Source organism: Candidatus Tisiphia endosymbiont of Ptychoptera albimana, from assembly GCF_964026605.1.
Lineage (GTDB): Bacteria > Pseudomonadota > Alphaproteobacteria > Rickettsiales > Rickettsiaceae > Tisiphia.
Genome location: NZ_OZ032164.1, coordinates 320,325 through 345,301 on the forward strand (window position 1 = coordinate 320,325; position 24,977 = coordinate 345,301).

Genomic DNA, 24,977 nt, shown 5'->3' on the forward strand with positions numbered 1-24,977 from the left:
ATTTTTATAAATGGTAACATGAGATTTATGATTTACACAATAAATAGATCACTTAATTTAGAGGATTTACAATGACTAATAGTACTGCCCAATTTGTAGATTTTATGAAATCTTTTATGAATCCAGAAGTTTACATAAATTCCGTAAAAAACTTACCTGTTATGGATTTTTCTGCCATGTCAGATACTATCAAGAAAAGTACTAAAATACTTACTACAACAAATCAGATTGTTACTGAATCACTGCAGTCTATGATCCAAAAAAATTCAGAGGATTTTCAAAACAATGCTATGAATATGCTGAATTCTACAAAAGATGCAATAACTTCTGGAGATTTAAACCAAATAGCCGAATGTCAGCAAAAATACCTTAAGTCGACTTGCGAAACTTCAATCAATAACATTAAAGAGTTTGTCAGTATGGTATCTGATACTTCAATGAAAATGTTTGATGCCATAAATAGTATGACAGGAGAGATGACTAAGACTTGTGATAACATAAAAAACAAAGCTTAAGAATTATTAATGGGTATATTTTATAACTTAAATACGCATAAATTAAAGAGCTAACTAAAGATAGCATTACAATACAACTAACGAGAACCTTAGATTATAGAAATGTCAAAAGATAATTTAGATACTGACAGAAATACCGATAATAAATTTGTTGAAACAGAAGAAGAAAGAGAAAAACGACTGGATCGTGAAGAATCAGCTAGGAAACTAAAGGCAATTCTCTTTGTATTTATACCGCTTTTAGTTGGTTTCCTAACCTTCACTTATTTCTTTCTTAATTCAATAGAAGAAAAAAGTAAACTACTAAAAGAACAAACAAGTCAAAATATATCAACAGCAAATAGCTCAGCAAAATAGGTAGATTTGGCTAAAGAAATTAGTTTATTAGTTGAAAGGACAACATAAGGCTGTTTTAAGAAGTGATACAGGTTTCACGGCATCTAAAGAGCCTTGCTATGACGATTATAGAAAAATTTAGGGTACTTGATACAGAAGTACGACTAATGGTTAATTCAAAAGCTACCCCCTATTCTTCTATAGTTTAGTGCTTCAGCAATGTGTATCCTGTAGACGTTGGAAGAAGCGTCTAGATCCGCTATAGTTCTTGCAACCCGTAAGATACGGTTATAAGCACGCATGGATATACGAAATTTTGTCGCGGCTTCATTAAGTAAATCCTTACCGTCATCTACTGGCAATGCATGTTCGATAAGCAACTGTCCGTCCAAACGGTTATTTGTTTTGATATTATATCCTTCATATCTAGTTTGTTGAATATTACGAGCCATTTCGACCCTGTATGCTATCTGCCCCGACTCTTCTTCTGTATCATCTTCTATTAAATCATAGTTATATGAGTCGATAGATCCTACCTCTATATGTAGATCAAATCGATCCATGATAGGACCAGAAATTCGCATCTGATAATCGCTCCCACATTTTGGGGCTTTAGAACATGCTTTGTGAGGATCGCTTAAATAACCACATTTACAAGGATTCATTGCTGCTATTAACTGAAAGTTAGCAGGATATTTTATATGCGAATTTGCTCTAGCAATTAGTATTTCTCCGGTTTCAATTGGCTGCCTTAAAGATTCGATAACGTTAGGTGGAAATTCTGGTAATTCATCTAAAAACAACACTCCGTTATGTGCTAACGAGATCTCTCCAGGTTTTACTCTTTTACCAACCCCACCGCCGACCATCGCTGCTATCGAGCATGAGTGGTGGGGGGTACGAAAAGGTCTAGCTCTTGATAGTTTTCCGTTTGCTAGCTTGCCTGCAACGCTTGCTATAGTACTGCACTCCAATATTTCTTCGGGTCGCATTTTGGGTAATATACCAGGTATACATTGTGCCAACATAGATTTGCCAGTACCAGGTGGACCAAGCATTAATAGATTGTGACCACCAGAGGCTGCTATTTCTAAAGCTCGCTTAGCGGCTTTTTGTCCTTTGATATCTTTAAAATTAGGGTAATTTATTATAGTAGTGTCAATTTCTAATTCAGGTGATGATAATATTTGTGAGCCTTTAAAATGGTTAACTAACTCTATTAAATTTCCTGCTACCAAAATATTATTATTGCCAGACCATGCAGCTTCCTGACCATTAGATTTTGAACAAATTAGCCCTTTATTTCTAGCCAAAGCACCAATAGCAGCAGGCAAAGCCCCGCTGACAGGTAGAATAGAACCATCTAGAGATAATTCGCCTATTACTAGATATTCTTGTATTTCCTCAGCTGGTAAAATTTTCATGCTGCTAAGTATAGCACAAGCAATAGCAAGGTCAAAATGACTACCTTCTTTAACCAAATCAGCTGGAGCTAAATTTATCAGTATTTTTTGAGCAGGCAAGGCAAGACCTATTGAAGAAAGTGCTGCTCTAACTCGTTCTTTAGACTCGCCAATAGTTTTATCAGCAAGTCCTACTATAGTAAAATTAGGTATCCCTGGTGATATCTGTACTTGCACATCAACATCGATAATATCTATACCGCTAAAAGTTAAACTACCAAGGTGAACTATCATTTTTATAAAATAAATTTTACTAGATCAAGATTCTTGATAATTTTTGATAATTGCTGGTCGACAAAATGTTCGTCAATAACTATCTCTTTTTCTTTCGTATCACTTGCATTGAAGCTTATCTCCTCCAATAAATTTTCTAGAATAGTATGTAACCTTCTTGCTCCAATATCTTCAACTTCTAAATTAACATTTGCTGCATAAGTAGCAATTTTATCTATTGCATTATCAGTAAATTTTAATTTTACCCCTTCGGTTGCAATTAAGGCTGAATATTGTTTTATTAAACTTGATTCTGGTTCAATTAAAATTTTTATCATATCGTCCTTAGTAAGTGAGCTTAACTCTACTCTAATAGGTAGCCTTCCTTGCAATTCAGGTAACAAATCAGATGGTTTTGATAAATGAAAAGCACCTGATGCTATAAATAATATATGTGCAGTTTCTATAGGTCCATGTTTTGTATTAACAGTTGTACCCTCAATAATAGGTAATAAATCTCTTTGCACTCCTTCTCTACTAATTTCTGAACTTTTCCCCTCAGCTCTTGAGGTGATTTTATCTATTTCATCCAAAAATACTATACCATCATTTTGTACTAGCACTAAGGCATCTTGAATAATTTTTTCTTGATCGATCAATTTTTCTGACTCTTCGGCAGAAATAATTAAACGAGCATCTTTAACCAGCATTTTCTTAGTTTTTGTTTTGTTAGTACCAATAGCTTTGCCGATCATATCAGAAATATTTAATACGCCCATGGCAGCTCCTGGCATACCAGGAATCTCAAAATTACTACTACCAAATAAGCCACCTGAATCTGTTATACTTATTTCAATTTCAGTATTGTCAAGTTCACCTTTTTCAAGCTTGCGACAAAATTTTTCTCTAGTTTCAGTTGATGCTGATTTGCCGACTAAAGCATCCAAAATCCTCTCTACAGTTTTTAAATGTGCATTAGCAATCACTGCTTTTTTAGCATTAGCTTTTTGTGTGTTAACAGCTATTTCCACTAAGTCTCGTATTATTGACTCAACATCTCGTCCAACATATCCTACTTCAGTGAATTTTGTTGCTTCTACTTTAAGAAATGGTGAGCCGCTAAGCTTAGCAAGTCGCCTAGCGATTTCAGTCTTACCTACGCCAGTTGGTCCTATCATTAAAATATTTTTTGGCACTATTTCTTGACGAAGTGGTTCGTCTACATTTCTACGTCTACAGCGATTCCGCAACGCTATCGCAACAGCTTTTTTAGCTTTATATTGCCCAACAATGAATCTATCAAGTTCAGCTACGATTTTAGCGGGAGTTAATCCCATAGATTTAGCGGGAGTTAATCCCACTGATTTTTTCTTAATATTAGTACTCATATAACTTTTTCTAAAATAATATTATGATTGGAGAAAACACAGATGTCGGCTGCAATATTCATTGATTTTAAAGCAATCTCTTCTGCAGTTAGGTCATTGTCAAAAGACATTAAACCTCTAGCAGCAGACAGTGCATATAATCCACCAGAGCCAATGGCAGCAACGTCACCATCAGGTTCAACTACATCGCCATTACCAGTTAAAATTAATATATTTTTTTGATCTGCAACGATCATCATTGCTTCAAGTTTACGTAAATATTTATCGCTACGCCAATCTTTTGCCAGTTCTACAGCACTTCTCAGTAACTGATACGAATATTTCTCCAACTTTAATTCTAATTTTTCAAATAAAGTTAGAGCATCTGCCGTAGACCCAGCGAAGCCAGCAATAATACTATTATTGAACATGACTCTTAATTTTCTTGCTGTAGATTTTAAAATTGTATTACCATGGGAGACCTGACCATCCGCTGCGATTACAACATTCCCACCTTTTCTTAAGCAAAGTATAGTAGTCCCGTGTAATGTGACAGGACCGGGCGAGTTATCTGACATAAAGAATCTTTTAAATATTGATGTTTGGCTATTTGTTTATTATTATGCTATTTAAGTAATCATTTAATATCGTAATTACAAGACTTTCCTATGAATATTTATTCAATATATGTTAATCCTCAAAAAAAAGATAATGATTTTATTCTTATCAAGCAAGGTTTTTCATTATTTGCTGCGTTTTTAAGCGTGTTTTGGGCATTCTATCATAGAATGTGGTTACCACTAATAACTACTTTGATATTAAGTATTTTTATATCAAGTTTAGGTTGTACTAATTTTATTTCTGTAAGTCAACTCGCCATTATGTTGATATTTGGTTTTTTCAGCGATGATATGAGAGAATATGATTTGCAAAAAAAGAAATACCAACTTACAGACATAATATTAGCAAAATCTGAGATAGAAGCTGAATTAAAATTTTTAGAACGCTTAGTGGATGAAAAAAATGTGTTATAGTAATCTCAAATATTGACATTTGGGAGTAGATAATAAAAATGAGAGTATAATATGTATGACAAGAATAATGTTTTTGTAAAAATTATTGGTAAAGATATTCCAGCAGAGATAATATATGAAGATGATAATCTAATAGCATTTAATGATATAAATCCTGTAGCTCCAGTACATATAATAATTATACCAAAAAAAGAGTATATTGACTATAGTGATTTTATCCTTAAAGCTTCTAGCGATGAAATTAAAGATTATTTCACCAAACTAGCCTATATTGCATCGCTAGTTGGTTTAGATCAAGATGGCTATCGTTTGATTACTAATAAAGGGGTAAAGTCTGGACAGAGTGTGTTCCATTTTCATTTCCATATTATAGGGGGAAAAACTATTTCTAAGCTGATATAGTCAATTGATAAAAAGATAAATGTAGATGACAAAACAATATAATATTGCGGTAATTGGTGCGTCGGGTAATGTTGGGCGAGAAACTTTAGAAATTTTGTTTGAGAGAAATTTTCCAATTAATAATATCCACGCTATAGCTTCGAGTGAGTCTAATGGTAAAGAGGTTAGCTTTGGAGATGGCACTATAAAAATATCTGACATAGACAGTGTAGATTTTAGTAAAATCGATATTGCTTTTTTCTCAGCTGGTTCAGAAATATCAAAGAAATATGTACCCAAGGTTGCAGAACAAGGTTGCATAGTTATCGATAAATCGTCATTTTTCAGACTTGATTCTGATGTTCCTTTGATAGTTCCAGAAGCTAATCTAGCCAGCCTAAAAGATTATACTATTAAAAATATTATAGCTAATCCGAATTGTTGTACTGCTCCTATAGCTACTGTATTAAAGCCTTTGGATAATGCAGTAAAGATTAAGAGAATGGTTATATCAACCTATCAGTCAGCTTCAGGAGCGGGCAAAAAAGGAATGGATGAGCTTTATGAGCAAACCAAGGCAAAATATGTTTTTAAGGACATCGAGCCTAAAGTTTTCCCGCAACAAATAGCTTTTAATTTATTCCCACATATAGGTGATTTTAATAAAGACGGTTCTACTAGTGAAGAATCGAAGATTTCCTTGGAATTAGAAAAAATTATAGGATCACATGCTAAATTTAGTGTAACTTGCGTAAGAGTGCCAGTGTTTGTTGGTCATTCTATTTCAGTGAATGTTGGGTTTAGCGGAGAGATAGATGCTAAAGAAATAGAAGAAATACTAAAAGAATCAGACTCTATTGTAGTTAATTCTCATTTGGATAAAACACAATATGTTTCTCCCATAGATGTTGTTGGTAAAGATCTTGTTTATGTTTCGCGAATTAGAAATGATCATAGTCAAAAAAATACCATTAATTTATGGATTACAGTAGATAATTTACGTAAAGGAGCAGCTTTAAACGCTGTACAAATTGCTGAGGAGTTGATAAAAGGATATTTGTCGAAAAAGTAATTAGGTTATATTTTAGGCTCTAAGTCTAATAAAGAGGTTGCCATATTATTTATTTTGCGTATAGTGTAGAGTCAAATAAAAAATATTACAAATAGTATAATTTTTACCAATTAGCAGTAAAAAATATAATAGAGCTAGGAAGCCATCAGGTTCGGATAACTACTATTATCAGGACAGGCTAATTTAATTTGTGTTAGATGATATAGATTATTAATTCAGAAAAATATAATATGACAATGGTAATATGAGAAATAATAGTGCATTAGTATCTCAAGTAATAAATCCCCTAACTACTGCTCTTGAGAAATGCAAAATTGCGTTTTGGATAGTTTTTAGTTTTGCGTTTGTTATTAACTTGTTAATGTTGATAACACCTCTTTACTCCTTGCAAGTTCTTGATCGGGTTATAGGAAGTGGTAACTTATTTACATTAATGTGGTTGTCTATTATTATTGGTACGATCTATTTTATTTATGGGTTATTGCAAATTGCTAGATCATTCACCCTAATTAAAGTTGGTGAATGGTTGGATAAAACAATTGCTCCTGTAATTTTTGGTCACTCTATTTCAGCCTCTGCAACTCGTACTAATATGGGTGCTAGTCAGTTACTTCGTGATTTCCAAACAGTAAAAACCTTTCTAACTAGCACTGGTATTAATACTTTATTTGATGCTCCTTGGAGTGTTGTCTATATAATAGTAATTTTCTTAATTCATCCATATATTGGAATCCTTACATTAGCTGGGGCTATTATTATTGTATCTACGGCTTTCTTTAATGCAGCTGCAACTAATAAAACTCTCGGTGAAGCTACTGAATTTTCTATAAAGGGTATGACGCAAGCTGACATCGCCAATAGAAATTCAGAAGTTGTAGAAGCTATGGGCATGATGAAAAATGTTACGGCAAATTGGCATCAATTTAATATTGCTTCTTTGGAGAAGCAATCAACTGCTAGCTACCGTAATGGTGCTATTTCTAATTTTTCAAGATTTATCCGTAATGTTATGCAGATGCTGGTAACTGGGATTGGGGCTTATGTTGTTGTTAGTACTTCAGGAAGAGAGATGACTACTGGTGGTATGATTATGAGTTCCATTATAGTTGGTAGAGCTTTAGCCCCTTTTGATAACGCTATTGAGTTATGGAAAAGTATGAGCGGAGCTATAAAATCTTATAAAAATATCAATCAATTATTTGCTTCGTATAAATCAAGAGAAGAAGCAATGCCAATTCCAAATGTTGAAGGACATTTAACTGTGGAAAATATTTATTATTCGATACCAATTCCTCCACATATACCACAACCGCCAGTACCAAGATATATTTTAAAAGGAGTGTCCTTTGCGGTGCAGCCTGGTGAGATATTAGCAATTATAGGACCTTCTGCAGCAGGTAAGTCAACTTTAGCAAAAGTTTTAGTTGGGGTATGGAAAGCATCGTCAGGGACTGTTAGGCTTGATAGTGGAGAAATTTATCGTTGGAACAGGGAAGATTTTGGTAAACATGTAGGATATTTGCCGCAAGGAATAGAGTTATTTAGTGGTAGTATAAAGCAGAATATAGCTAGGATGGCTGAAAATGCTGATCCGGAAAAAGTAATTGAGGCAGCTAAAATTGCTGGAGCTCATGAAATGATCTTAAGATTACCAGATGGCTATGATTCAGATATTGGAACAGCAGGCTCTAATCTTTCTGGTGGACAAAAACAACGGGTTGGTCTTGCTAGAGCATTTTATGGTAATCCTAAACTACTTATTTTAGATGAACCTAATGCAAATCTTGACGAAGCGGGTGAAATAGCCCTATCAAATTGCTTAAAGCAAGCAAAATCTAAGGGTATTGCTGTAGTTGTTATCTCTCATAGACCTTCTGTATTATCGGTGGTAGATAAGATTTTGGTATTACAAGAGGGGGCGGTAGCTCTTTATGGCACTCAAGAAGAAATGCAAAATCGAGTTAAACTGTTACAAAATGGTGTAATCCACATTAATGAATAAGTTTTAAATATGGAAGAAAAGTCAAATAACAATAAGCCGGCATTTACAGCGGAGCAACTTAAACAGCTTTTGTCGCTACAAAATGATTTAACACACACAAAAAAAACAAAGGGAGCTATTGTATCACAAAAGGTAATAGTAAAGATTTCTAATGCCATTAAAAATACATTATATTATCTTGATCGTTTCGTCAATTTTGTTACTAAAAATAATGATGTTGATCGCAATGATGTAGTGCAAATTGCTAGATCCCCAATTCTTTTTGGGGTATATGTAATAATCTTTTTTGTATTAGTTGGAGGGGTATGGGGCAGTTTTGCTCCTCTTGATAGTGCTGCTACAGCATTGGGTGTTGTTATAACGAGTGGTAATAAGAAGACAATTAATCACCAAGAAGGTGGAATTATAGCTAATATTTTTGTTAAACAAGGTGATCAAGTTAAAGAAGGAGATAAATTAATAGAGCTAGAAGATACAAGAATTAAGTCAGCATATGAAAGTAATTTAAGTCAATATAGACATGCTTTAGCAACGGAAAGTCGTTTAATTGCCGAGAGAGATAATCAAGCTCAGATTGAATTTCCAGAATTATTAACCAAAGATATCAATTTACCTGAAGTAGCAAGGATTATACATACCCAAGAAAATTTATTTCAGTCTAAAAAAGAAGTATATAAAAGTGAAAAAAATGCCTTACATCAAAGGATCGAGCAATTAAATAAAAAAATCGAAGGTACGCAGGCTAAAAAAGTTGCAAATGTAAAAACTCTAGAGGTTGTTAAGGATCGTTTAAAGGCAATGGGTACATTGCATGGAAAAGGTTTTGCCAATAAAGCCGCTTTATTAGACTTAGAAGCTAAGGAAGCACAGTACAAAAGTGAGATAGCTATGGCAGAAGCTGAGATTGCGTCTATTAAGCATTCGATTACAGAGTGTGAGATTAGCATTATTAACTTACAGAATAAATATACAGAGAAAACTCTGACTGAACTAAAAGAGGCACAAGAGCTAGTAGCTCGTTTTAAAGAAGCATTTAATGCACATCAGGACTCTTTAAATCGAGTGGTTATTAAATCACCAGTTGATGGTATTATAAATGTATTGCACTATCATACAATAGGACAGGTGATTTCACCAAGTTATCCGATTCTAGAGATTTCTCCAACTGATGATAATTTGATAATAGAAGCAAAAGTTCCAAGCAAGAATATAGATTCAGTGCATGAAGGCTTGGTAGCAAAAATTCGCTTCAGTGCTTTTAAATCTAGAACAACGCCGTTATTTACTGGCAAAGTTGTTAAAATATCTCCTGATATTGTACAAGACAGAAATACTCCAACTCAAGATCCTACCACTTATTATATCGCTAGAATTGAGATTGATATGGATGAGTTTAATAAGATTGCAAAAGCTAGAAAGTTAGAGTTACATCCTGGTATGCAAGCGGAAGTTCAAATTGTTACTGGCACAAGGACTCTCCTGAAATATTTACTTGATCCTATTACTGATACGATGTTTAGAGCATTTAAAGAGAAATGATATAGCTAACTAGAGAAGGTTTTAGCCAAAAAGTTATCCTAGTACTATAACTATAGTACTAACGTCAAAACGCTGTCATTCTAAGCAATGGCGGGAATCTAAAAAAATAACATAGAAGGTATGTTATCATAATACCCTACTTTTTTATATAACCACCATTAAAATGGCTGCTGATCGTCTATTAGCGAGGAGTCGCGAAAAAGCGGCGACGCAACAATCCAAGATCAGGATACGCGAAGCGTTACTCTAAAAAAACAGCTTCGCTGTTTACCTAGATCGCCACGGCATCTAAAGAGCCTTGCTACGACGATTATAGAAAAATGTAGGGTACTATGGTTAACTTGTTACATCGATAGTTGAGATTAAGTAAGTGTATTAATTTTCGGATTTGATACTAGAGTTTTCTAACGTTTTATCAATTACCCTAGAAAGGATTTCTAAACTATATCCATTTGTTAGTATGCCATTAACAAAAAATGCGGGTGTACCAACAAAACCTTGTGAACTAGCAGCAAGGTTAGTATTAGCAAGTAATGTTTCGACAATTTTATTATCATTAAGACATTTAGCATAAGTTTCTGCGGATACTCCACCAATTTGAGCTATATTTGTTAGTAATTCACGATATCTATTGCTACTACCCCATTTATCTTGTTGTGCTAGTATTACACTTTGGAATTTAAGAAAACTATCTAGATCATTTGGACAACGTGCCAAAATTGCTGCATCTAAATCTTGCTTATTACCGATAAATTCACGAATTATGTAAGCAATTTTATTGGTATCAATATATTTCTTTTTAAGCTCAGGTAGAATTTTTTTATGATAATAAGCACAATGTGGACAAGTTGGAGAAAAATACTCAACTACCACTACAGTTGCCTTAACATTACCAACAACTATATCATTTTGGCTAACATTGAAAGTTGGTTTATAAGGCATCTGTTTCAAGCTAACATTATCAGTAGAGTTAGTAGCAGAATCCTCTACCGTATCTAGAGGTTCTTCTGTATTAGTTGAAGCCGTACTGTCTTGAGGATTTACTATTGTATTCCATTTATCATTGGCAAGGTTGTCATTATTTTCTTCTTGTGGAGCTTTTTCCTGCGTCACTTCAACCTTATTATCAGGTTGTTCGTTTTTATTATTAGATTTATCACTTTCTTCCGAACATGATATTAACAATAATGAAATTATAATGATAAGGATATTATGCATAAGTTTTGATATAGTTTTAAGTTAAATTAAATACTTTACTCTTCAGGATTTTATATTCCTTATGAGAAGTCCTTATAAAAATAAGGTTTTACTGATATTTAAGCAATAAAAATTTTTACTTATTCGTAACAAAATAATTAATTTATATACTATAAATATTTTTTCTAATAAATACAAAAATACTATTAGTTAAAATAAAAATACTGTTATAATGATTTGAATCCCTTCGTAACTTTCGTGATAATTAAGTCTTATTTGCAAATAAGGTAACACAACCCAAGAAGAAGTGAAAAATATATTGGGATACCATGATGATACTGATATAATGCTTGATGGAAGCATGAAATGGGTATACATCCGTATAATTTATGTTCTGATTAGTTAATTGATTCTCCTCCCTAGATACTGAATAACACGATAAGAAAATTAATTATGAAAGATTTTAATACTAAGGTTATTAGTAAGTATGAAGAAAGATTAAAAGGCTGTTTTGTCTCTTTAAGCTTTGAATGCATCGTGTCTTGTAAATATCCTAGTACTTTAAAAAGGTCTTTACGTACTTTTAATATTATAAAGATTCTACAACAGAATAGTGACTTGCTTGATTATCTTAGTCTAGATAGTCAAAAGAACTTGCTCTCTGTTCTTGAGCATTACGGACCTCTCTCTATTGAAACGTTAAAGCAACAAAAATATCAAATGGAAGAGGTAACAAATTTTGTTACCTCTCTTAATCAGTTGGTTGATTGCTTAAAAAGTTCTTTCACTTTATATCATGAAGAAAATAATAAGGCACTAAAACCTGTAATGGATTTAGCTAGAAACTTTGTACAACATTGTTGTATATTAATAACTGAAGATGTTAAAAATCAAGATGTTATAAATAATCTACAGGCAACTGCAATTGTTTTGAATTTAGATAATTTATCGCTTGAGCAACAAAATCTACTTTTAGATCAATTGTTGCTCATTAAAGAATTATGGCAGATTGATTCTACTATTGACATAAAGAAAGAATCTGTTCCATTGTTATTTCATGCCAATATATTATTAACACTGAAAGAAGAAAACACTGTAGATTACACATACATTTTAAAAAAAATTACTAATTTTTTAATAGATGATCACAATGTATTGATGGAGTTAACCAATGCTAAGTTAATTTGCTTATATAATAGGCTAAAAGATTTATCTATTAAATCTCAGACCATAAACCATATTTTGCTAAGAATACATGATGAATCAAAATTTAGGAATAGTTTCAGTAAACTTAATAATTCAGGATATGAGCTTTCAGTATTATTTGAAAATTATAATGCAATAATACATCAGATAGAAAATGCAGAGTTCGCTATAATAGAAAGGTTTTTACTCCGGCAAAATGTCTTTATGCATGAAATTTTAATTAATATTACAAAGCATATAGATGCTATCAGGATGCTCAATATAACAGAAGATTCTGATCTGAATTATATACTAGCTCAGATTAGAAAAAGGTTAACTCAAAATATCCAAAGTGGTCATACTATTTCTTTAATGATTTCTTCTATTGAATCTAAATTTTCTGCAAAACTTGAAGTTAAAATTATTAAACGATATGCTTCTTTAGATAGTTTTACTAAAAATGCTTTAAAAACTAGGTATCAGTTGTTATTTAAAAATATTACTTCATTATTAAAAAAAGAGCTAAATTATGCAGAGTTTGTACAACAGGTAATAACATGTAAAATCGCAGCTGATTATAAGATAAATAGCAATGTTACTTCAGTTAAAACGTTAAGACTAATTGAACAAGAAAGGTTAGAAGTAAAAAAACAATTATGTGAAATAAATTTTGTAGAAATTTTTAGTGACAAATATTTAAATAAAACATCTAGTTTAAGTTTTAAAAAACATGTCAGGAGAACTAGTATAACAACTCCTTCGGGTTATGTTACGGTAATTATTAGAATATTACTAACAAATTTTAGTGTTGAACAGCTTCAACTTTTATCACAATTTTTAATTAATGGTAATCTAATGACAATTCGAACAATCGTTCAACAAGAGTTGGTTATGCAAGTTAAAAAACGCACCACTATAAGTAAAGTAATATATTGTGTATTTACTAGAAAGAAAAATGAACTTACCATGCTCAATAATATCAAGAGAATTCTAAATGAATATACTAACCTCAATTAGATATAAGAACCCTTTTTTAGGGGGCATTTCTCCTTATATTAAAGCCAATTCAGAAGAATTTGATGCTAGGATGGAGCGAAGCCTATAGATAATAGGCGAGCGATCGAAGACGACGTTACCAAATTCTCATCAATTGATTATATCAAAAATTTTTGTAAGCTTTGCTAACATACGTACGTCAGAACCATCTTCTAAAGCCCAAACCCAAGAAAGTACAGATTGGACAAAACACCAATCGCTAATTCGCTCCGTATCTAAATCCAAGAGAGTTGCAAACTTAATGATGCGATTTGCAATAATACTTTCAACATCTTCTAAAGCAAGGAGTTCAGGGAGAGGATTACGAATAAATGCTGCTACCTCATATGCTTTTTCACCGATAACTCCTTTGGGATCAATAACCACCCAATTATCACCACTTTGCAGAATATTATCATGATGTAAATCACCATGAAGTAAAACTAACATTGACGATGTGCCTAGTAATTTATCTCGCAATTGTCTAGCTTTTTCTAAGTAGTAATTTGGCACATCCCATTCTTTATCTAATACTGCCAACCAATCTGTGACATAAGGAAAACCTTCTGATGGCAAAGGTGCATAGTGTAATCTTTTCATTACATTACATGCTATTTTAATAGCCTCGTAATCTTTTACAGGAAAATAGGATTTTAATGATATATTAGAAATAGCCTGTTCAACTAGCAGTAAGCCGGTGCTTTCACCTAAAACCTTCACACCTCCAAATTTAGAAAAAACTTTTAAAGCTGTTGATTCTCTCTTAAGATCATCAATGTCTAGCCCTAACTTTAAGATAATTGGCTGATAACCTTGGAAGCCTGCTAGGACATAATGGTAACTCAAGTTCTTAACTGGATTTAAGCTAGATAAACCGTACTCCTTAGCCAATTTATGGACAATTTTTGGCAAATCATCTAACCAAACCTTACCTTGAACACCATAGATATTAGTAATGTTAGTTTCAAATGTTTTCATGATGACCTCAGAAAGATGCATTCTTGAAGCGGCTGGCATAAATGCATTTTAATCTATTATCGCTAATAATCTTATTTTTATTGGTATAAAAATAAGATTATTAGCAAATGAAATATTTAACAATTATGCGTCAAACCGCTTTAAGCCTGATTGTTTACATTCTCATTCCAATTTCGGATTAATTTGATTAATCCGAAATTGATGTTGATGATAAATTTGTATTTTTTTATGCTAGATCAAATTAACTATTTGCTATAATATTATAGGTAATTCTAACTTAAAACTTATAAAATTGATATTATGGGAATGAGCTTCAGCCACTTATTAGTGATCTTATTAATCATCTTAGTGTTGTTTGGAGCTGGTAAGTTGCCTCAAGTGATGTCAGATCTTGCAAAAGGTCTTAAAGCTTTCAAGGAAGGAATGAAAGACATTGATAAGAAAAAAGATGAATAACCTGTTTTGCTAGGTGATGTGAAGATTTCTATCTAATGGTCTTATCGAACGTTATTTTTGTTCTCGAATCCGTAACACCCCAATACGACAATTTGAAATCTAGAGAATCCCAGTTCGAGCATTCACATCGAAGGGGTTCATTTGCCTAAGAGATGACGTCTACTTAAACCAAGCACTAGTATACTGAAGCGAGAATGCCCTTACCTTGACAGCAAGGGATAATTATCACAACTGTTGAAAGTTAAAAAACCGTCTATTAGCGAGGAGACTGTAGGTCGACGCAATCGACAAGCCTCATAGATTGCCACGCTCACGTACGTTCGCTCGCAATGACGGTTTTTTAACTTTCAACAGTTGTGGGATAATGATATTCATTCAATAATTATCGCTGCTCGCTCAAATTTATTTTCTAAGTTGCTTTTAAGGTTTTTATATTGAGGAGTTTTTAACTCTTTATTGGTAATCAAACTTTTTCTTATGGAGATTATATCTGTAAATTCAGTATCTTTATTTTGATATTTACATGATCTATTGACATATACCCACGGAGTATCAACTTCAAAGTTTAATTTTTTACAATCTTTAATTGTAATATTTTTTATAATTACATGTCTTGTGTTAGTGTTAGGTATACCTATAAAAAGGTCTGATACTTGGTCAAAAGCTGTATTTGTAATATCCTCCATTCCATATAATCTTAACCTTAAACCAAACCCCTTATTGGTTTTAAAAATTCGGTTTTTTTGCTGATATGCGTACTTAATTGTAAGATCCTTAACAATACGAGAAGTAAGATCAGGTAATTCTAACAATTTCTTGTCTTCTTTATCAAGATATACTCCTGTTAACATGTGGAAAGTAAAATCCCTTAGCTGTTCATTTGATTGATATAACCCAGCACCTGTTATATTTACTGCTACTTCTCCTTTCAAATCAAGCTGACCATGCACATCTACAATATTATCTCTTATTACCAACTCATTATGTATTATAGCTTGTGAATTTTGATGATCTATTTCAGGAATTTTGGTATAACCTGCTTGTTGAAGATCTAATACCAAGGCTAACTTACCCGCAACATCCGGAAAAATTCCTTGTGCCATACTGACAAAGTTTGTTGGGTCAATCCAATATATTTTTCCATTTTTATTAGCTACTTTAAGCATCACATGATTAAAATTTCCTATAGTAGGTAGTGCTTTTGGATTAGAAAAATTAGTAATACCTCGCATTACTAAAATGGGTTGAACCTTAAACCCAAGCTTTTGCAAGATAGCAGCAGTACTTGCAGAAAAATCTTTGCAATCACCAATTTGAGAAGTAGCAATCTTTTCTAAATCTCTAGGAAAATACCGACCTGATACTGTTCGCCAATCACCCATATATTGGATTTTTTCAGCTAATGAAGAAGTAACAAAATTAATTTTTTCTTCATCGGTATTTTTATTTAGAGCAGATTCTGCTATACTCATGAGAGTTGTAGGAAGTGGTTGATTGATTACCTTAGAATAGTCAGGAGCTAGTTGCTTGGCAAAATCTTGCCATTTAGTTAAGCTTGATAAAGATACCCAAGTTTTTTGCTTAACATTTAATATCCCCTCACTTGATTCATTAGTCAATTGATTATAAACAGGTTTCTCTAGGATAATCTCTGCCGAATGAAAGTCACTTTCAGCATCAGTAATAACTTTTAATACACCTTTTGGGTCGTTTACTTTGATATTTAGGGGCAATTTAGAATTGATCTTAGTACTACTTGCTTGCAAGTAACCTTCCCTACCATAGAATATGGTATCACCATAAAAATTGTCTATGGCAACTTTTGTTTCAACATACTTATATTTTAAGTATATTTCTGCACCAAGTTCCACTTTAGGGAATGAGATAGTTATCTGATTTAGTTGATCAAAACCTTGTCCAAAACTAGCTAGTGGTTTATCCTCAATCATATCTTTAGAAACTACATATTCTTGCCCATTATAAATAGTCTTGGCTTCTAATATAGAGATTTGGGAACTATAGTTATTATAAGTTAATCTATATTGAGAGAAATCACTACGTCCTGATTCTTTTAGTATTTTTGCGTGCATTTCCGTTATTTCTTCAGAAGTGCCATCTTGATTAATACTAATATCGTTGTTATAAAATTTAATTTCAACAGGAGCATCTTCGTACTTACTCCATCTAGCTTGAGCGGAATGGTTTATTAAAAATACCAATAATATTAAACGAATACAAAATTTTAAATAAGTCATTATAAATAATCCTAAAAATAAAAAAATACCACTTAGTTATACTCAAATGATTTGAAGAATTGGATTTGAAAATGAATGGTAAGCATGCTAGGTGTACATATAGTATAATTACGCATGCGAATCCATGATATTTTCAAAAAACAATTCTTTAAAGCAGAAGAATATACCAACATTATAAGATTTTATACACTAAAAAATAGAGACCACTAAGTAAAAATGATCTTTTTTCTTGGAGGAATATAAACAATTTTTTCTTGGTCATTTATATTATTGTCATAATTCATTTTTTCCATGACACCAATAAAATAATTACCATGTGGCATTAGTTTTACTATTGCCCAACCGTCCATAATAAATTGAGTAATTTTATCTAAATCAGATTTGTTTTCAGCGAAAGATATAATTTTTTGATGGGGTTTTACCCTTGTCATAATCTTATTTTTTATTAATTTTAATTTCTTATATTTATTATTACTAAATCTTTTGATTTTGAAAATGAATGGTGAGAAGGCGTAGCGTACATATAGTATAGTTACGCATACGAATCCATGATATTTTCAAAAAACAATTCGTAGGAGCAGAAGAGTATATGTATTTTTATCTGTTCCTAGAATTCACAGTTCGGCATCACGGTGTCAGTATCTTTTAACACCAATTTATCCTAGATAACTAATTATTGCAACATTTTCTTTTATTTTAAATACATAATAATTGACAAATTCTTATCCCGAATTCGCGTATAATATGTATACATTGCTTTTCAGTACTTCAAGTGGCGGCAAAACAACTCATTCTTAATACTAGCACAATTTCTGCATTAGATATCTTTCGAAATTCGCTTATGTGCAAGGATTTAAAGAAGCCACGAAACCTCGATCCACAGTGGACGATGATGTACGTGAGGAGCAGAGTACCGGTAGCACGAATAAATTACCAGCAGAAGTAGAGTTTGCCCAAGATATCTATTATATTTTCCACATTATATTACTTAGTGCTTTATAATTTCTGTGCTATACTAACTTTATAATTGATAACTACTAATAGCAGCATATATGGATAAAATAACTCCTCGAGTCGATTTGGCATTTAAGAAAATCTTTGGTGTAGAAGAGAATAAGGACTTGCTGATATCCTTGATTAATTCTATCGTTGGACAAGAGGATCAAGTGGCAGAGGTAACGCTGCTTAATCCATATAATCCAAAGAACTTTAAGAATGATAAACTCTCAATATTAGATGTTAAAGCCAAATCCGTTGATGGCAAAAGGTTCAATATTGAAATTCAAATTAGCGACGAAGCTGATTATGATAAGCGAGCTTTATATTATTGGGCTAAATTATATACCGAGCAATTAAAGGTAGCTCAGGACTATTCTACCCTAAGCAAAGCCATTGGTATTCATATTCTAAACTTTACTTCTATTCCGAATGTGACTAAATATCACAATGTTTTCCATATAGTCGAAAAAGATAGTGGATTGTTGTATTTCAAGGATCTAGAATTACATACTATTGAGCTTAATAAGTTTACTGATAATTCCCATGAAGAATTACCTGATATACTGAAAAAAGTAAAAAACTCTTTAGATATGTGGACAGCTTTTCTAACAAGGCATGATCTACTGAATAAAGATAATTTACCTAAAGAATTAGACAATGTTGCCTTAAAAAAAGCTCTAACAGTGCTAGATGTTATGAACTTTACTGACGAAGAAAGAGAAGCCTATGAAGATCATCTTAAATGGCTGCGTATCGAAGCTAATACTCTAAAGAAACAACTGGAAAAAGGTATAGCGAAAGGTAGAGAGGAAGGTATAGCGAAAGGTAGATATGAAGAAAGAATATCTATGGCAAAAGAAATGCTATTAAACGATGAGTCGATGGAAAAAATTATTAAATACACTAAGTTAAGTAAATCTCAAATAGAGAATCTAAAATAATAACTTACGATCCTCAAATTTATGATTTACTAACATATTCCATTATTGTTATATAATGGTTAGCTATAGCAGAAGAGGAAATTATGATTAAGAGTATTTGGGCAAAGGTTAAATATGTAGTATACTTGCTTATATATATAGTGATTACTTGGATTGCTGCGAAAATTATACTTATATCAACATTTTCTGATGATGGTCAATGCCATTGCACTGAAACTCCAACGTTACTGCATTATATTTTAGCTTCGATAGTAACTATATTACCAGTAATAGCACATATATGTACAAAAAATCGTAAACCAAAAGTAAAATCTGATACTAAATAAATTATGATTGGTAAATTAAAAGGTAAAATAGATGCATGTTTTAATGATTATGTCATTATTGATGTTAGTGGTGTTGGATATTTAGTGTATTGTAGTAGTAAAACTCTAAATAAACTAGTCGTTAATGAGTTTTGTCAATTATTTATTGAAACGCATGTAAGAGAAGATCATATTAATCTTTACGGATTTTTATCTCTCGAAGAGAAGGCTTTTTTTAATTTATTACAATCGGTAAACGGTATTGGTACAAGAATGGCTTTAGCTATTTTATCAAATTTATCACCTGAGCAAATCCAATCAGCGATAGCCAGACGAGACAAAGAAGCTTTTAAAGCCGTTTCCGGTGTTGGACTAAAATTAGCTGAACGAATTATCATAGAGTTAAAGGATAAAGCCTTAACTAATTTTACTAACAACCTTACCATGGATAACAATGATACTGACTTAGCTAAGATATCATCTGATGCCACATTAGTGTTAACCTCGCTTGGTATTGGTAAAACTGAAGCACAAAATTTAGTACAGGGAATTATTGCAGAAAATTCTAATCTCTCTATTAATGAACTAATTAAACTTGCATTAAAAGCACGTGGATCCAATGTCTAAAAATATTTTGTCAGCTGATATACTTCCGAGTGAGCAAGAATTTTCTCTACGACCTAGCTATTTAAGAGAATTTGTCGGACAACAACAAATTAAGGAGAATTTATCCATTTTTATCCAAGCAGCTAAAAATAGGTCTGAACATTTAGATCATACATTATTTTACGGTCCTCCTGGACTTGGTAAAACCACTCTTGCACAAATTATTTCTAAGGAAATGGGAGTAAATTTTAAATCCACCTCAGGACCTGCTATATCAAAAGCAGCTGACCTAGCTGCTATACTTACTAATTTGCAAGATAATGATGTGTTATTTATTGATGAAATTCACCGTCTTAGTACAAATATTGAAGAAGTATTGTACCAAGCAATGGAAGATTTTGCTTTAGACATAGTTATTGGTGAAGGACCTTCAGCAAGGTCAGTAAAAATCAATCTACCCAATTTCACTTTAGTTGGAGCAACTACTAGGCTCGGTTTACTCAGCAACCCTTTGAGAGATAGATTTGGTATACCATTGCGTTTACATTTTTATAACGTGGCTGAATTAAAACTTGTTTTGAGTAGAGCTAGTAAATTGCTAGCAATTAATTTAACCGATGAAGCATTAGAAGAGATAGCGGGGCGTAGTAGAGGAACTCCAAGAATTGCCCTTAGGCTAGTTAGACGGGTAAGAGATTTTGCTTCTGTCGATGATAAGCTAGAAATTGATAAAAATATTGCCAATATCTCCCTAAATCGATTAGAAGTTGACAAAATAGGTTTAGATAGTAATGATTATAGATACTTAAAATTTATAGCTGATAATTATGCTGGTGGTCCGGTTGGTATAGAGACAATTGCAGCAGCTCTATCAGAACAACGTGATGCTGTTGAAGAGACTATAGAACCATATTTAATACAAATAGGGTTATTACAACGTACCCCAAGAGGCAGGGTTATTACTAAAAATGCTTTTGATCATCTTGGAATATCGTAATTTACAATTACAAAGAGGTAGTTTATGAAAATAATTAACATAAAACAACTACCAATCCTGCTTGCTTTAATGTTACTCCCCTTTAGCAAAGTGATTGCCAATAGCCAACAATATCTTGAAAAAGCAAATGCTTTACTAATAGATGGTAAATATCAGGAAGCGATTGACTACTATGATTTAGCAATTAAATATAAACCTGATTATACTGATGCTTATAATAACAAAGGCGTTGTTTTGGAAAAGCTAGGTAAATACCAAGAGGCAATTAACTCCTATGATTCAGCAATCAAACATAAGCCTGATTTTGCTGCAGCTTACTATAACAAAGGAATTGCTTTGGATGAGTTAGGGAAATTGCAGGAGGCAATTAATTCCTATAATTTAGCAATCAAATATAAACCTGATTATACTGCTGCTTATTATAACAAAGGTGTAACTTTAGATAAGTTAGGCAAATACCAAGAGGCAATTGACTCCTATGATTTAGCAATCAAATATAAACCTGATCTTACTGAGGCTTACCATAACAAAGGTGTTATCTTGAGCAAGTTAGGCAAATACCAGGAGGCAATTACAGCCTATGATTTGGCAATTAAATATAAACCTGATTTTGCCGAAGCTTACAATAATAAAAGTTTTGCTTTAAATAAGTTAGGTAAATATCAGGAAGCATTTATTTCCTGTGATTTGGCAATTAAATATAAACCTGATTTTGCTGAACCTTACTATAATAAAGGTGCTACTTTAAATGAGTTAGGGAAATTGCAAGAGGCTATTACATCCTATGATTTGGCAATTAAATATAAACCTGATTATGTTGAAGCTTACAGCGACAAAGGTGCAACTTTAAGCAAAATAGGCAAATACCAGGAAGCTATTATTGTTTATGATTTAGCAATCAAATATAAACCTGAGTTTGCTGAAGCTTACTATAACAAAGGTATAACTTTGTATAATTTAGGCAAATCAGAGGAAGCAATTATAGTTTTTGATTTGGCAATCAAATATAAGCCTGATTTTGCTGAGGCTTACAATAACAAAGCTATTGCCTTGAACAAGTTAGGTAAATACTCACAAGCAGAAGAAGCATTTAGCAAGGCAGAGCAACTTAGGGCAAAACATTAAAAATTAGAGAATATATAGCTAACCCGAGTAACATTACTCCGGCTATTAGCGAGGAGCTACTTTAGTGGCGACGAAGCAATCCAAAAAAGTGATTAGAAATGGATTGCTTCGTCGGTTCACGCCTCCTCGCAATGACACTAGGATTTATGTACTCCTCGATAATAGTCGGAGTAATGCTAGTCAAGGTTAGCTATGTATTTTAAAAACAAACTAAGAAATACTTAAGAAAGAAATATTATATGCAAAAAGCTTTAAGTCTTATAATTGCTGCAGCAATTATTTACTCTATTGTCCAAATGAAGATGCTCTCTCCTCCCGAGGACAAAGACCCTAAAGTTCAGACAACTAATGATGCTGAAAATAATAAAAATACTACCGCTGCTCCTGAACAAGCAAATATACCATTAACTGGTAATTTTCTTGAAAAAACTGTTTCAAAGGTTTTGATAAATGCTCTTAAGACAGAAGAAGGTCGACTATTTTTTGAGCATTTACTACAACCAACAAACAAACCTATTACTGATGGTAAATATACTATAGAGGTTAATAGAGACTTAATACAACCAATGTTTAAGATTAATAGCTTTGGTAACGGGACTGTTGGACCAGCTACTTGTGGTCACGTAGTCACATTACGTTATCAATTATTGGATATTAACAATAATTTACTTAGCGAAAATACCAAAACCTTTACACTTGGTTCTAGAGCGATCATGCTAGGTCTTGATGCTGTGGTAGTAGGTATGATGGTTGGACAAACAAGACAAGCGGTGCTTCCTGCAAAATATGCATATTATAACCAGCAATATAAAGAAGAAGATAGAGAGCATGATGCACCTTATAGAGTTAATATTGTCTTAAATTCAATATTACCTAATAATTTTGTTGATAGTAATGAAGTAAAGATATTTGATGATGAAATAGCTTATAGAATGCCATTATTATGCGGAGATAAAGTAGGGGTTGACGTAAAGATTACTAAATTATCGAATGGACAGGTAATTTATGATTCAGTACAGAAAGGTAAGAAATTAGATATAAAAATTGGTGATATTAATTATCCATTAATTGTTTCATATGCTCTACATGGTAAAGTGCCAGTTGGCACTAGAACAGTAATTGCCAAAGGTAAGTCATTTAAGGCACTTGGTTCTAATATCAACAAAATGCTTAATCAAGATAAGATTCCTATGGATGAATATTTGATGCTGGAATTAACAAATTTTCAAACAGAATAATAGAGAAAAGAATGCACGACAATAATTACAAGACAAAAAGAGCTACAGTACCAGCTCTAGAAGAATTATTATTTGAACCTATAAAAATACTAGATCATGGTTTTATCAGAATTATTGATTATATGGGTGATGATAGTAGCATCGTCCAAGCAGCACGAGTATCATATGGTAAAGGTACAAAACAACTAAGCCAAGATAAAGGTTTAATCAATTACCTAATGCGTCACCACCATACAACACCATTTGAAATGTGTGATATCAAATTTCATATTAAACTGCCTATTTTCGTTGCAAGACAATGGATACGTCACAGAACTGCTAGTGTTAATGAATATTCAGCTAGATATTCTATATTAGGAAATGAATTTTATTTACCAGAAAAACAGAATCTTGCTGCTCAATCCACAATAAATAAACAAGGAAGAAGTGATGAAGAAATCCCAAAAGAAATTGCAGATAAAGTCTTAGTGCTACTAGAAAAAGATGCTAAACTATGTTATCAGCATTATACCGAAATGATGAACCAGGATGAACATGGCAATATTATCGATGAAAATACCATAGGTATTACTAGGGAACTTGCGAGAATGAATTTAACCTTAAACTATTATACAGAATGGTATTGGAAGATTAATTTGCATAATCTATTACATTTTCTACTGTTACGTGGGGATTCTCATGCCCAGTATGAAATCAGAGTATATGCAGAGAAGATGCTAGAAATAGTAAAAGCTTGGGTACCTTTTACTTATGATGCTTTTAAGGAATATAGGATAGAAGGTAGTAATATTTCTAAAAAAGGACTGGCTGTTATAAAAAAACTACTCAATAATGAAGAAATTACTCAAGAATCTAGTGGCATAAATAAAAGAGAATGGGATGAATTAATGCAACTTATAAAATAGGTATTATAAAATGATTACAATTGATAGAACAACCTACCGAGCCCCATCTTTTAATGAGAGAGTTAGATTTTTGGTGCTGCATTACACTAACGAAAACTTAGAAGAATCCCTAAGAGACCTACTAGGTCCAAAAGTTAGTGTACACTATCTAGTTTCTGACTCTAATCCGAATCATATATTCCAATTAGTGGAAGAGTCTAGACGAGCTTGGGATGTTGGTGTTAGTGGTTGGCAGGGGCGTCAGAATCTCAATGATACTTCTATAGGTATTGAAATAGTAAATCTTGGTGGTACTACAGATGCTCAAGGAAAGATTCATTGGTATCCTTATCCCGAAGACCAAATTATAGCAGTAATGGAGCTTTGTCAGAATATTATAGCTCGCTATGATATTGACCCCACTTGTGTAATCGGTCATTCTGATGCTGCTCCGGGAAGGAAACAAGACCCAGGCCCTCTATTTCCATGGAAACAATTATATGATAATAATATCGGAGCTTGGTATGATCAAGATACTGTTAATGCTCTAATACCTAAGGTAGATATGTCTAATGTAAAGTTAATCCAAGAACAATTTAGCAAATATGGTTATGTGTTGCAGCCGACAGGAATAATTGATCAACAGACAACGGATGTTGTAGTATCGTTCCAAATGCATTTCCGCCCAAAGAATTTTTCTGGAATATTAGATATCGAGACCGTGGCAATTTTAGAAGCATTATTACAAAAATATCTTATGTAAAAAAGCTGTCCCTGCGAAACCTTTGCCCGTGTGGAGCAAAAAACCAACGTAAGTAATGGTACTTACATAACCAAAAACGTTGTCATCCCAG

The 24,977-nt window shown here is 32.6% G+C and carries 24 protein-coding genes; 17 read left to right on the forward strand and 7 right to left on the reverse strand.

All coding sequences use genetic code 11. The features are described from left to right. The first annotated feature begins 71 nt into the window (after positions 1-71). Positions 72-515, forward strand: coding sequence for a phasin family protein (locus tag AAGD36_RS01475; protein WP_341755639.1), 444 nt, complete (start codon positions 72-74; stop codon positions 513-515). Positions 516-617: 102 nt separating this feature from the next. Continuing rightward, the gene (locus AAGD36_RS01480; protein WP_341755640.1) at positions 618-872 is read left to right on the forward strand and encodes a hypothetical protein; all 255 of its coding nucleotides are present in this window, start codon (positions 618-620) and stop codon (positions 870-872) included. A gap of 155 nt (positions 873-1,027) precedes the next feature. Here AAGD36_RS01480 and AAGD36_RS01485 read toward each other — a convergent pair whose 3' ends face one another. The 3 genes from AAGD36_RS01485 to hslV are packed head-to-tail and all read right to left on the reverse strand — an operon-like array spanning position 1,028 to position 4,472. Continuing rightward, positions 1,028-2,548, reverse strand: a complete 1,521-nt coding sequence (locus tag AAGD36_RS01485) for a YifB family Mg chelatase-like AAA ATPase (protein WP_341755641.1) — start codon at positions 2,546-2,548, stop codon at positions 1,028-1,030. Between the two features lie 2 nt (positions 2,549-2,550). Next, the gene (hslU, locus tag AAGD36_RS01490; protein WP_341755642.1) at positions 2,551-3,915 is read right to left on the reverse strand and encodes an ATP-dependent protease ATPase subunit HslU; all 1,365 of its coding nucleotides are present in this window, start codon (positions 3,913-3,915) and stop codon (positions 2,551-2,553) included. Next, positions 3,912-4,472, reverse strand: coding sequence for an ATP-dependent protease subunit HslV (gene hslV, locus AAGD36_RS01495; RefSeq protein ID WP_341755643.1), 561 nt, complete (start codon positions 4,470-4,472; stop codon positions 3,912-3,914). The genes hslU and hslV overlap by 4 nt, the downstream gene beginning before the upstream one ends. Before the next feature lie 90 nt (positions 4,473-4,562). On the opposite strand from hslV, the gene AAGD36_RS01500 reads away from it, so the two are divergent. The 5 genes from AAGD36_RS01500 to AAGD36_RS01520 all read left to right on the forward strand — a co-directional run bounded on the left by AAGD36_RS01500 (position 4,563) and on the right by AAGD36_RS01520 (position 9,922). Further along, positions 4,563-4,928 (forward strand): DUF2628 domain-containing protein, encoded by a 366-nt coding sequence (locus AAGD36_RS01500; RefSeq protein WP_341747711.1) that lies wholly within the window; start codon positions 4,563-4,565, stop codon positions 4,926-4,928. 51 nt (positions 4,929-4,979) lie between these two features. Further along, positions 4,980-5,330 (forward strand): HIT domain-containing protein, encoded by a 351-nt coding sequence (locus AAGD36_RS01505; protein ID WP_341747712.1) that lies wholly within the window; start codon positions 4,980-4,982, stop codon positions 5,328-5,330. A gap of 25 nt (positions 5,331-5,355) precedes the next feature. Further along, a complete protein-coding gene (asd, locus tag AAGD36_RS01510; RefSeq protein WP_341755644.1) occupies positions 5,356-6,381 on the forward strand; it encodes an aspartate-semialdehyde dehydrogenase in 1,026 nt (341 codons plus the stop codon). 244 nt (positions 6,382-6,625) lie between these two features. Further along, the gene (locus AAGD36_RS01515; RefSeq protein WP_341751967.1) at positions 6,626-8,383 is read left to right on the forward strand and encodes a type I secretion system permease/ATPase; all 1,758 of its coding nucleotides are present in this window, start codon (positions 6,626-6,628) and stop codon (positions 8,381-8,383) included. Between the two features lie 9 nt (positions 8,384-8,392). Beyond that, positions 8,393-9,922 (forward strand): HlyD family type I secretion periplasmic adaptor subunit, encoded by a 1,530-nt coding sequence (locus AAGD36_RS01520; protein WP_341755645.1) that lies wholly within the window; start codon positions 8,393-8,395, stop codon positions 9,920-9,922. A 375-nt stretch (positions 9,923-10,297) separates the two neighbouring features. On the opposite strand, the gene AAGD36_RS01525 is transcribed toward AAGD36_RS01520, so the two are convergent. Further along, positions 10,298-11,140 (reverse strand): DsbA family protein, encoded by an 843-nt coding sequence (locus tag AAGD36_RS01525; RefSeq protein WP_341755646.1) that lies wholly within the window; start codon positions 11,138-11,140, stop codon positions 10,298-10,300. A 432-nt stretch (positions 11,141-11,572) separates the two neighbouring features. On the opposite strand from AAGD36_RS01525, the gene AAGD36_RS01530 reads away from it, so the two are divergent. Further along, complete coding sequence (locus AAGD36_RS01530; RefSeq protein WP_341755647.1) at positions 11,573-13,321, forward strand: hypothetical protein; 1,749 nt, start codon at positions 11,573-11,575, stop codon at positions 13,319-13,321. A 129-nt stretch (positions 13,322-13,450) separates the two neighbouring features. Here the strand turns inward: AAGD36_RS01530 and AAGD36_RS01535 are convergent, their stop codons facing one another. After that, complete coding sequence (locus AAGD36_RS01535; protein WP_341755648.1) at positions 13,451-14,356, reverse strand: aminoglycoside phosphotransferase family protein; 906 nt, start codon at positions 14,354-14,356, stop codon at positions 13,451-13,453. A gap of 261 nt (positions 14,357-14,617) precedes the next feature. Between AAGD36_RS01535 and AAGD36_RS01540 the strand changes: the two genes are divergently transcribed. Then, entirely contained in the window at positions 14,618-14,773 is a 156-nt protein-coding gene (locus AAGD36_RS01540) for a Sec-independent protein translocase subunit TatA (RefSeq protein WP_341747719.1), read from the forward strand. 371 nt (positions 14,774-15,144) lie between these two features. On the opposite strand, the gene AAGD36_RS01545 is transcribed toward AAGD36_RS01540, so the two are convergent. After that, positions 15,145-17,028 (reverse strand): DUF3857 domain-containing protein, encoded by a 1,884-nt coding sequence (locus AAGD36_RS01545; RefSeq protein ID WP_341755649.1) that lies wholly within the window; start codon positions 17,026-17,028, stop codon positions 15,145-15,147. Between the two features lie 206 nt (positions 17,029-17,234). Beyond that, a complete protein-coding gene (locus tag AAGD36_RS01550; RefSeq protein ID WP_341751960.1) occupies positions 17,235-17,459 on the reverse strand; it encodes a DUF2674 domain-containing protein in 225 nt (74 codons plus the stop codon). A gap of 621 nt (positions 17,460-18,080) precedes the next feature. On the opposite strand from AAGD36_RS01550, the gene AAGD36_RS01560 reads away from it, so the two are divergent. From AAGD36_RS01560 to AAGD36_RS01595, 8 genes are all read left to right on the forward strand, one after another. Further along, on the forward strand, positions 18,081-18,968 hold the full coding sequence (locus AAGD36_RS01560; RefSeq protein WP_341755651.1) for an Rpn family recombination-promoting nuclease/putative transposase: 888 nt from the start codon (positions 18,081-18,083) through the stop codon (positions 18,966-18,968). 83 nt (positions 18,969-19,051) lie between these two features. Continuing rightward, positions 19,052-19,294, forward strand: a complete 243-nt coding sequence (locus tag AAGD36_RS01565; RefSeq protein WP_341751957.1) for a Holliday junction ATP-dependent DNA helicase RuvA — start codon at positions 19,052-19,054, stop codon at positions 19,292-19,294. A 3-nt stretch (positions 19,295-19,297) separates the two neighbouring features. Further along, complete coding sequence (ruvA, locus tag AAGD36_RS01570; RefSeq protein ID WP_341755652.1) at positions 19,298-19,900, forward strand: Holliday junction branch migration protein RuvA; 603 nt, start codon at positions 19,298-19,300, stop codon at positions 19,898-19,900. After that, positions 19,893-20,876 (forward strand): Holliday junction branch migration DNA helicase RuvB, encoded by a 984-nt coding sequence (gene ruvB / locus AAGD36_RS01575; RefSeq protein WP_341755653.1) that lies wholly within the window; start codon positions 19,893-19,895, stop codon positions 20,874-20,876. Before ruvA ends, ruvB begins: the two co-directional genes overlap by 8 nt. Before the next feature lie 24 nt (positions 20,877-20,900). Further along, positions 20,901-22,001, forward strand: a complete 1,101-nt coding sequence (locus AAGD36_RS01580) for a tetratricopeptide repeat protein (protein ID WP_341755654.1) — start codon at positions 20,901-20,903, stop codon at positions 21,999-22,001. Positions 22,002-22,240: 239 nt separating this feature from the next. Further along, positions 22,241-23,239, forward strand: coding sequence for an FKBP-type peptidyl-prolyl cis-trans isomerase (locus AAGD36_RS01585; RefSeq protein WP_341755655.1), 999 nt, complete (start codon positions 22,241-22,243; stop codon positions 23,237-23,239). Positions 23,240-23,250: 11 nt separating this feature from the next. Then, entirely contained in the window at positions 23,251-24,144 is an 894-nt protein-coding gene (gene thyX, locus AAGD36_RS01590; protein ID WP_341751953.1) for an FAD-dependent thymidylate synthase, read from the forward strand. 10 nt (positions 24,145-24,154) lie between these two features. Next, positions 24,155-24,886: an N-acetylmuramoyl-L-alanine amidase gene (locus AAGD36_RS01595; RefSeq protein ID WP_341755656.1), complete on the forward strand. Its 732-nt coding sequence runs from the start codon at positions 24,155-24,157 to the stop codon at positions 24,884-24,886. Positions 24,887-24,977 lie beyond the last annotated feature (91 nt).

Excerpts from the sequence above, each read along its gene's own strand:
- AAGD36_RS01475 (WP_341755639.1), top strand. The coding sequence starts at position 72 with ATGACTAATAGTACTGCCCAATTTGTAGATTTTATGAAATCTTTTATG.
- AAGD36_RS01520 (WP_341755645.1), top strand. The coding sequence starts at position 8,393 with ATGGAAGAAAAGTCAAATAACAATAAGCCGGCATTTACAGCGGAGCAA.
- hslU (WP_341755642.1), bottom strand. The coding sequence starts at position 3,915 with ATGAGTACTAATATTAAGAAAAAATCAGTGGGATTAACTCCCGCTAAA.
- AAGD36_RS01535 (WP_341755648.1), bottom strand. The coding sequence starts at position 14,356 with ATGCCAGCCGCTTCAAGAATGCATCTTTCTGAGGTCATCATGAAAACA.
- AAGD36_RS01560 (WP_341755651.1), top strand. The coding sequence starts at position 18,081 with ATGGATAAAATAACTCCTCGAGTCGATTTGGCATTTAAGAAAATCTTT.
- AAGD36_RS01550 (WP_341751960.1), bottom strand. The coding sequence starts at position 17,459 with ATGACAAGGGTAAAACCCCATCAAAAAATTATATCTTTCGCTGAAAAC.
- AAGD36_RS01525 (WP_341755646.1), bottom strand. The coding sequence starts at position 11,140 with ATGCATAATATCCTTATCATTATAATTTCATTATTGTTAATATCATGT.
- AAGD36_RS01545 (WP_341755649.1), bottom strand. The coding sequence starts at position 17,028 with ATGACTTATTTAAAATTTTGTATTCGTTTAATATTATTGGTATTTTTA.
- AAGD36_RS01485 (WP_341755641.1), bottom strand. The coding sequence starts at position 2,548 with ATGATAGTTCACCTTGGTAGTTTAACTTTTAGCGGTATAGATATTATC.
- AAGD36_RS01480 (WP_341755640.1), top strand. The coding sequence starts at position 618 with ATGTCAAAAGATAATTTAGATACTGACAGAAATACCGATAATAAATTT.
- AAGD36_RS01565 (WP_341751957.1), top strand. The coding sequence starts at position 19,052 with ATGATTAAGAGTATTTGGGCAAAGGTTAAATATGTAGTATACTTGCTT.
- AAGD36_RS01580 (WP_341755654.1), top strand. The coding sequence starts at position 20,901 with ATGAAAATAATTAACATAAAACAACTACCAATCCTGCTTGCTTTAATG.
- ruvA (WP_341755652.1), top strand. The coding sequence starts at position 19,298 with ATGATTGGTAAATTAAAAGGTAAAATAGATGCATGTTTTAATGATTAT.
- AAGD36_RS01595 (WP_341755656.1), top strand. The coding sequence starts at position 24,155 with ATGATTACAATTGATAGAACAACCTACCGAGCCCCATCTTTTAATGAG.
- AAGD36_RS01500 (WP_341747711.1), top strand. The coding sequence starts at position 4,563 with ATGAATATTTATTCAATATATGTTAATCCTCAAAAAAAAGATAATGAT.
- AAGD36_RS01540 (WP_341747719.1), top strand. The coding sequence starts at position 14,618 with ATGGGAATGAGCTTCAGCCACTTATTAGTGATCTTATTAATCATCTTA.
- AAGD36_RS01505 (WP_341747712.1), top strand. The coding sequence starts at position 4,980 with ATGTATGACAAGAATAATGTTTTTGTAAAAATTATTGGTAAAGATATT.
- hslV (WP_341755643.1), bottom strand. The coding sequence starts at position 4,472 with ATGTCAGATAACTCGCCCGGTCCTGTCACATTACACGGGACTACTATA.
- ruvB (WP_341755653.1), top strand. The coding sequence starts at position 19,893 with ATGTCTAAAAATATTTTGTCAGCTGATATACTTCCGAGTGAGCAAGAA.
- asd (WP_341755644.1), top strand. The coding sequence starts at position 5,356 with ATGACAAAACAATATAATATTGCGGTAATTGGTGCGTCGGGTAATGTT.
- AAGD36_RS01530 (WP_341755647.1), top strand. The coding sequence starts at position 11,573 with ATGAAAGATTTTAATACTAAGGTTATTAGTAAGTATGAAGAAAGATTA.
- thyX (WP_341751953.1), top strand. The coding sequence starts at position 23,251 with ATGCACGACAATAATTACAAGACAAAAAGAGCTACAGTACCAGCTCTA.
- AAGD36_RS01515 (WP_341751967.1), top strand. The coding sequence starts at position 6,626 with ATGAGAAATAATAGTGCATTAGTATCTCAAGTAATAAATCCCCTAACT.
- AAGD36_RS01585 (WP_341755655.1), top strand. The coding sequence starts at position 22,241 with ATGCAAAAAGCTTTAAGTCTTATAATTGCTGCAGCAATTATTTACTCT.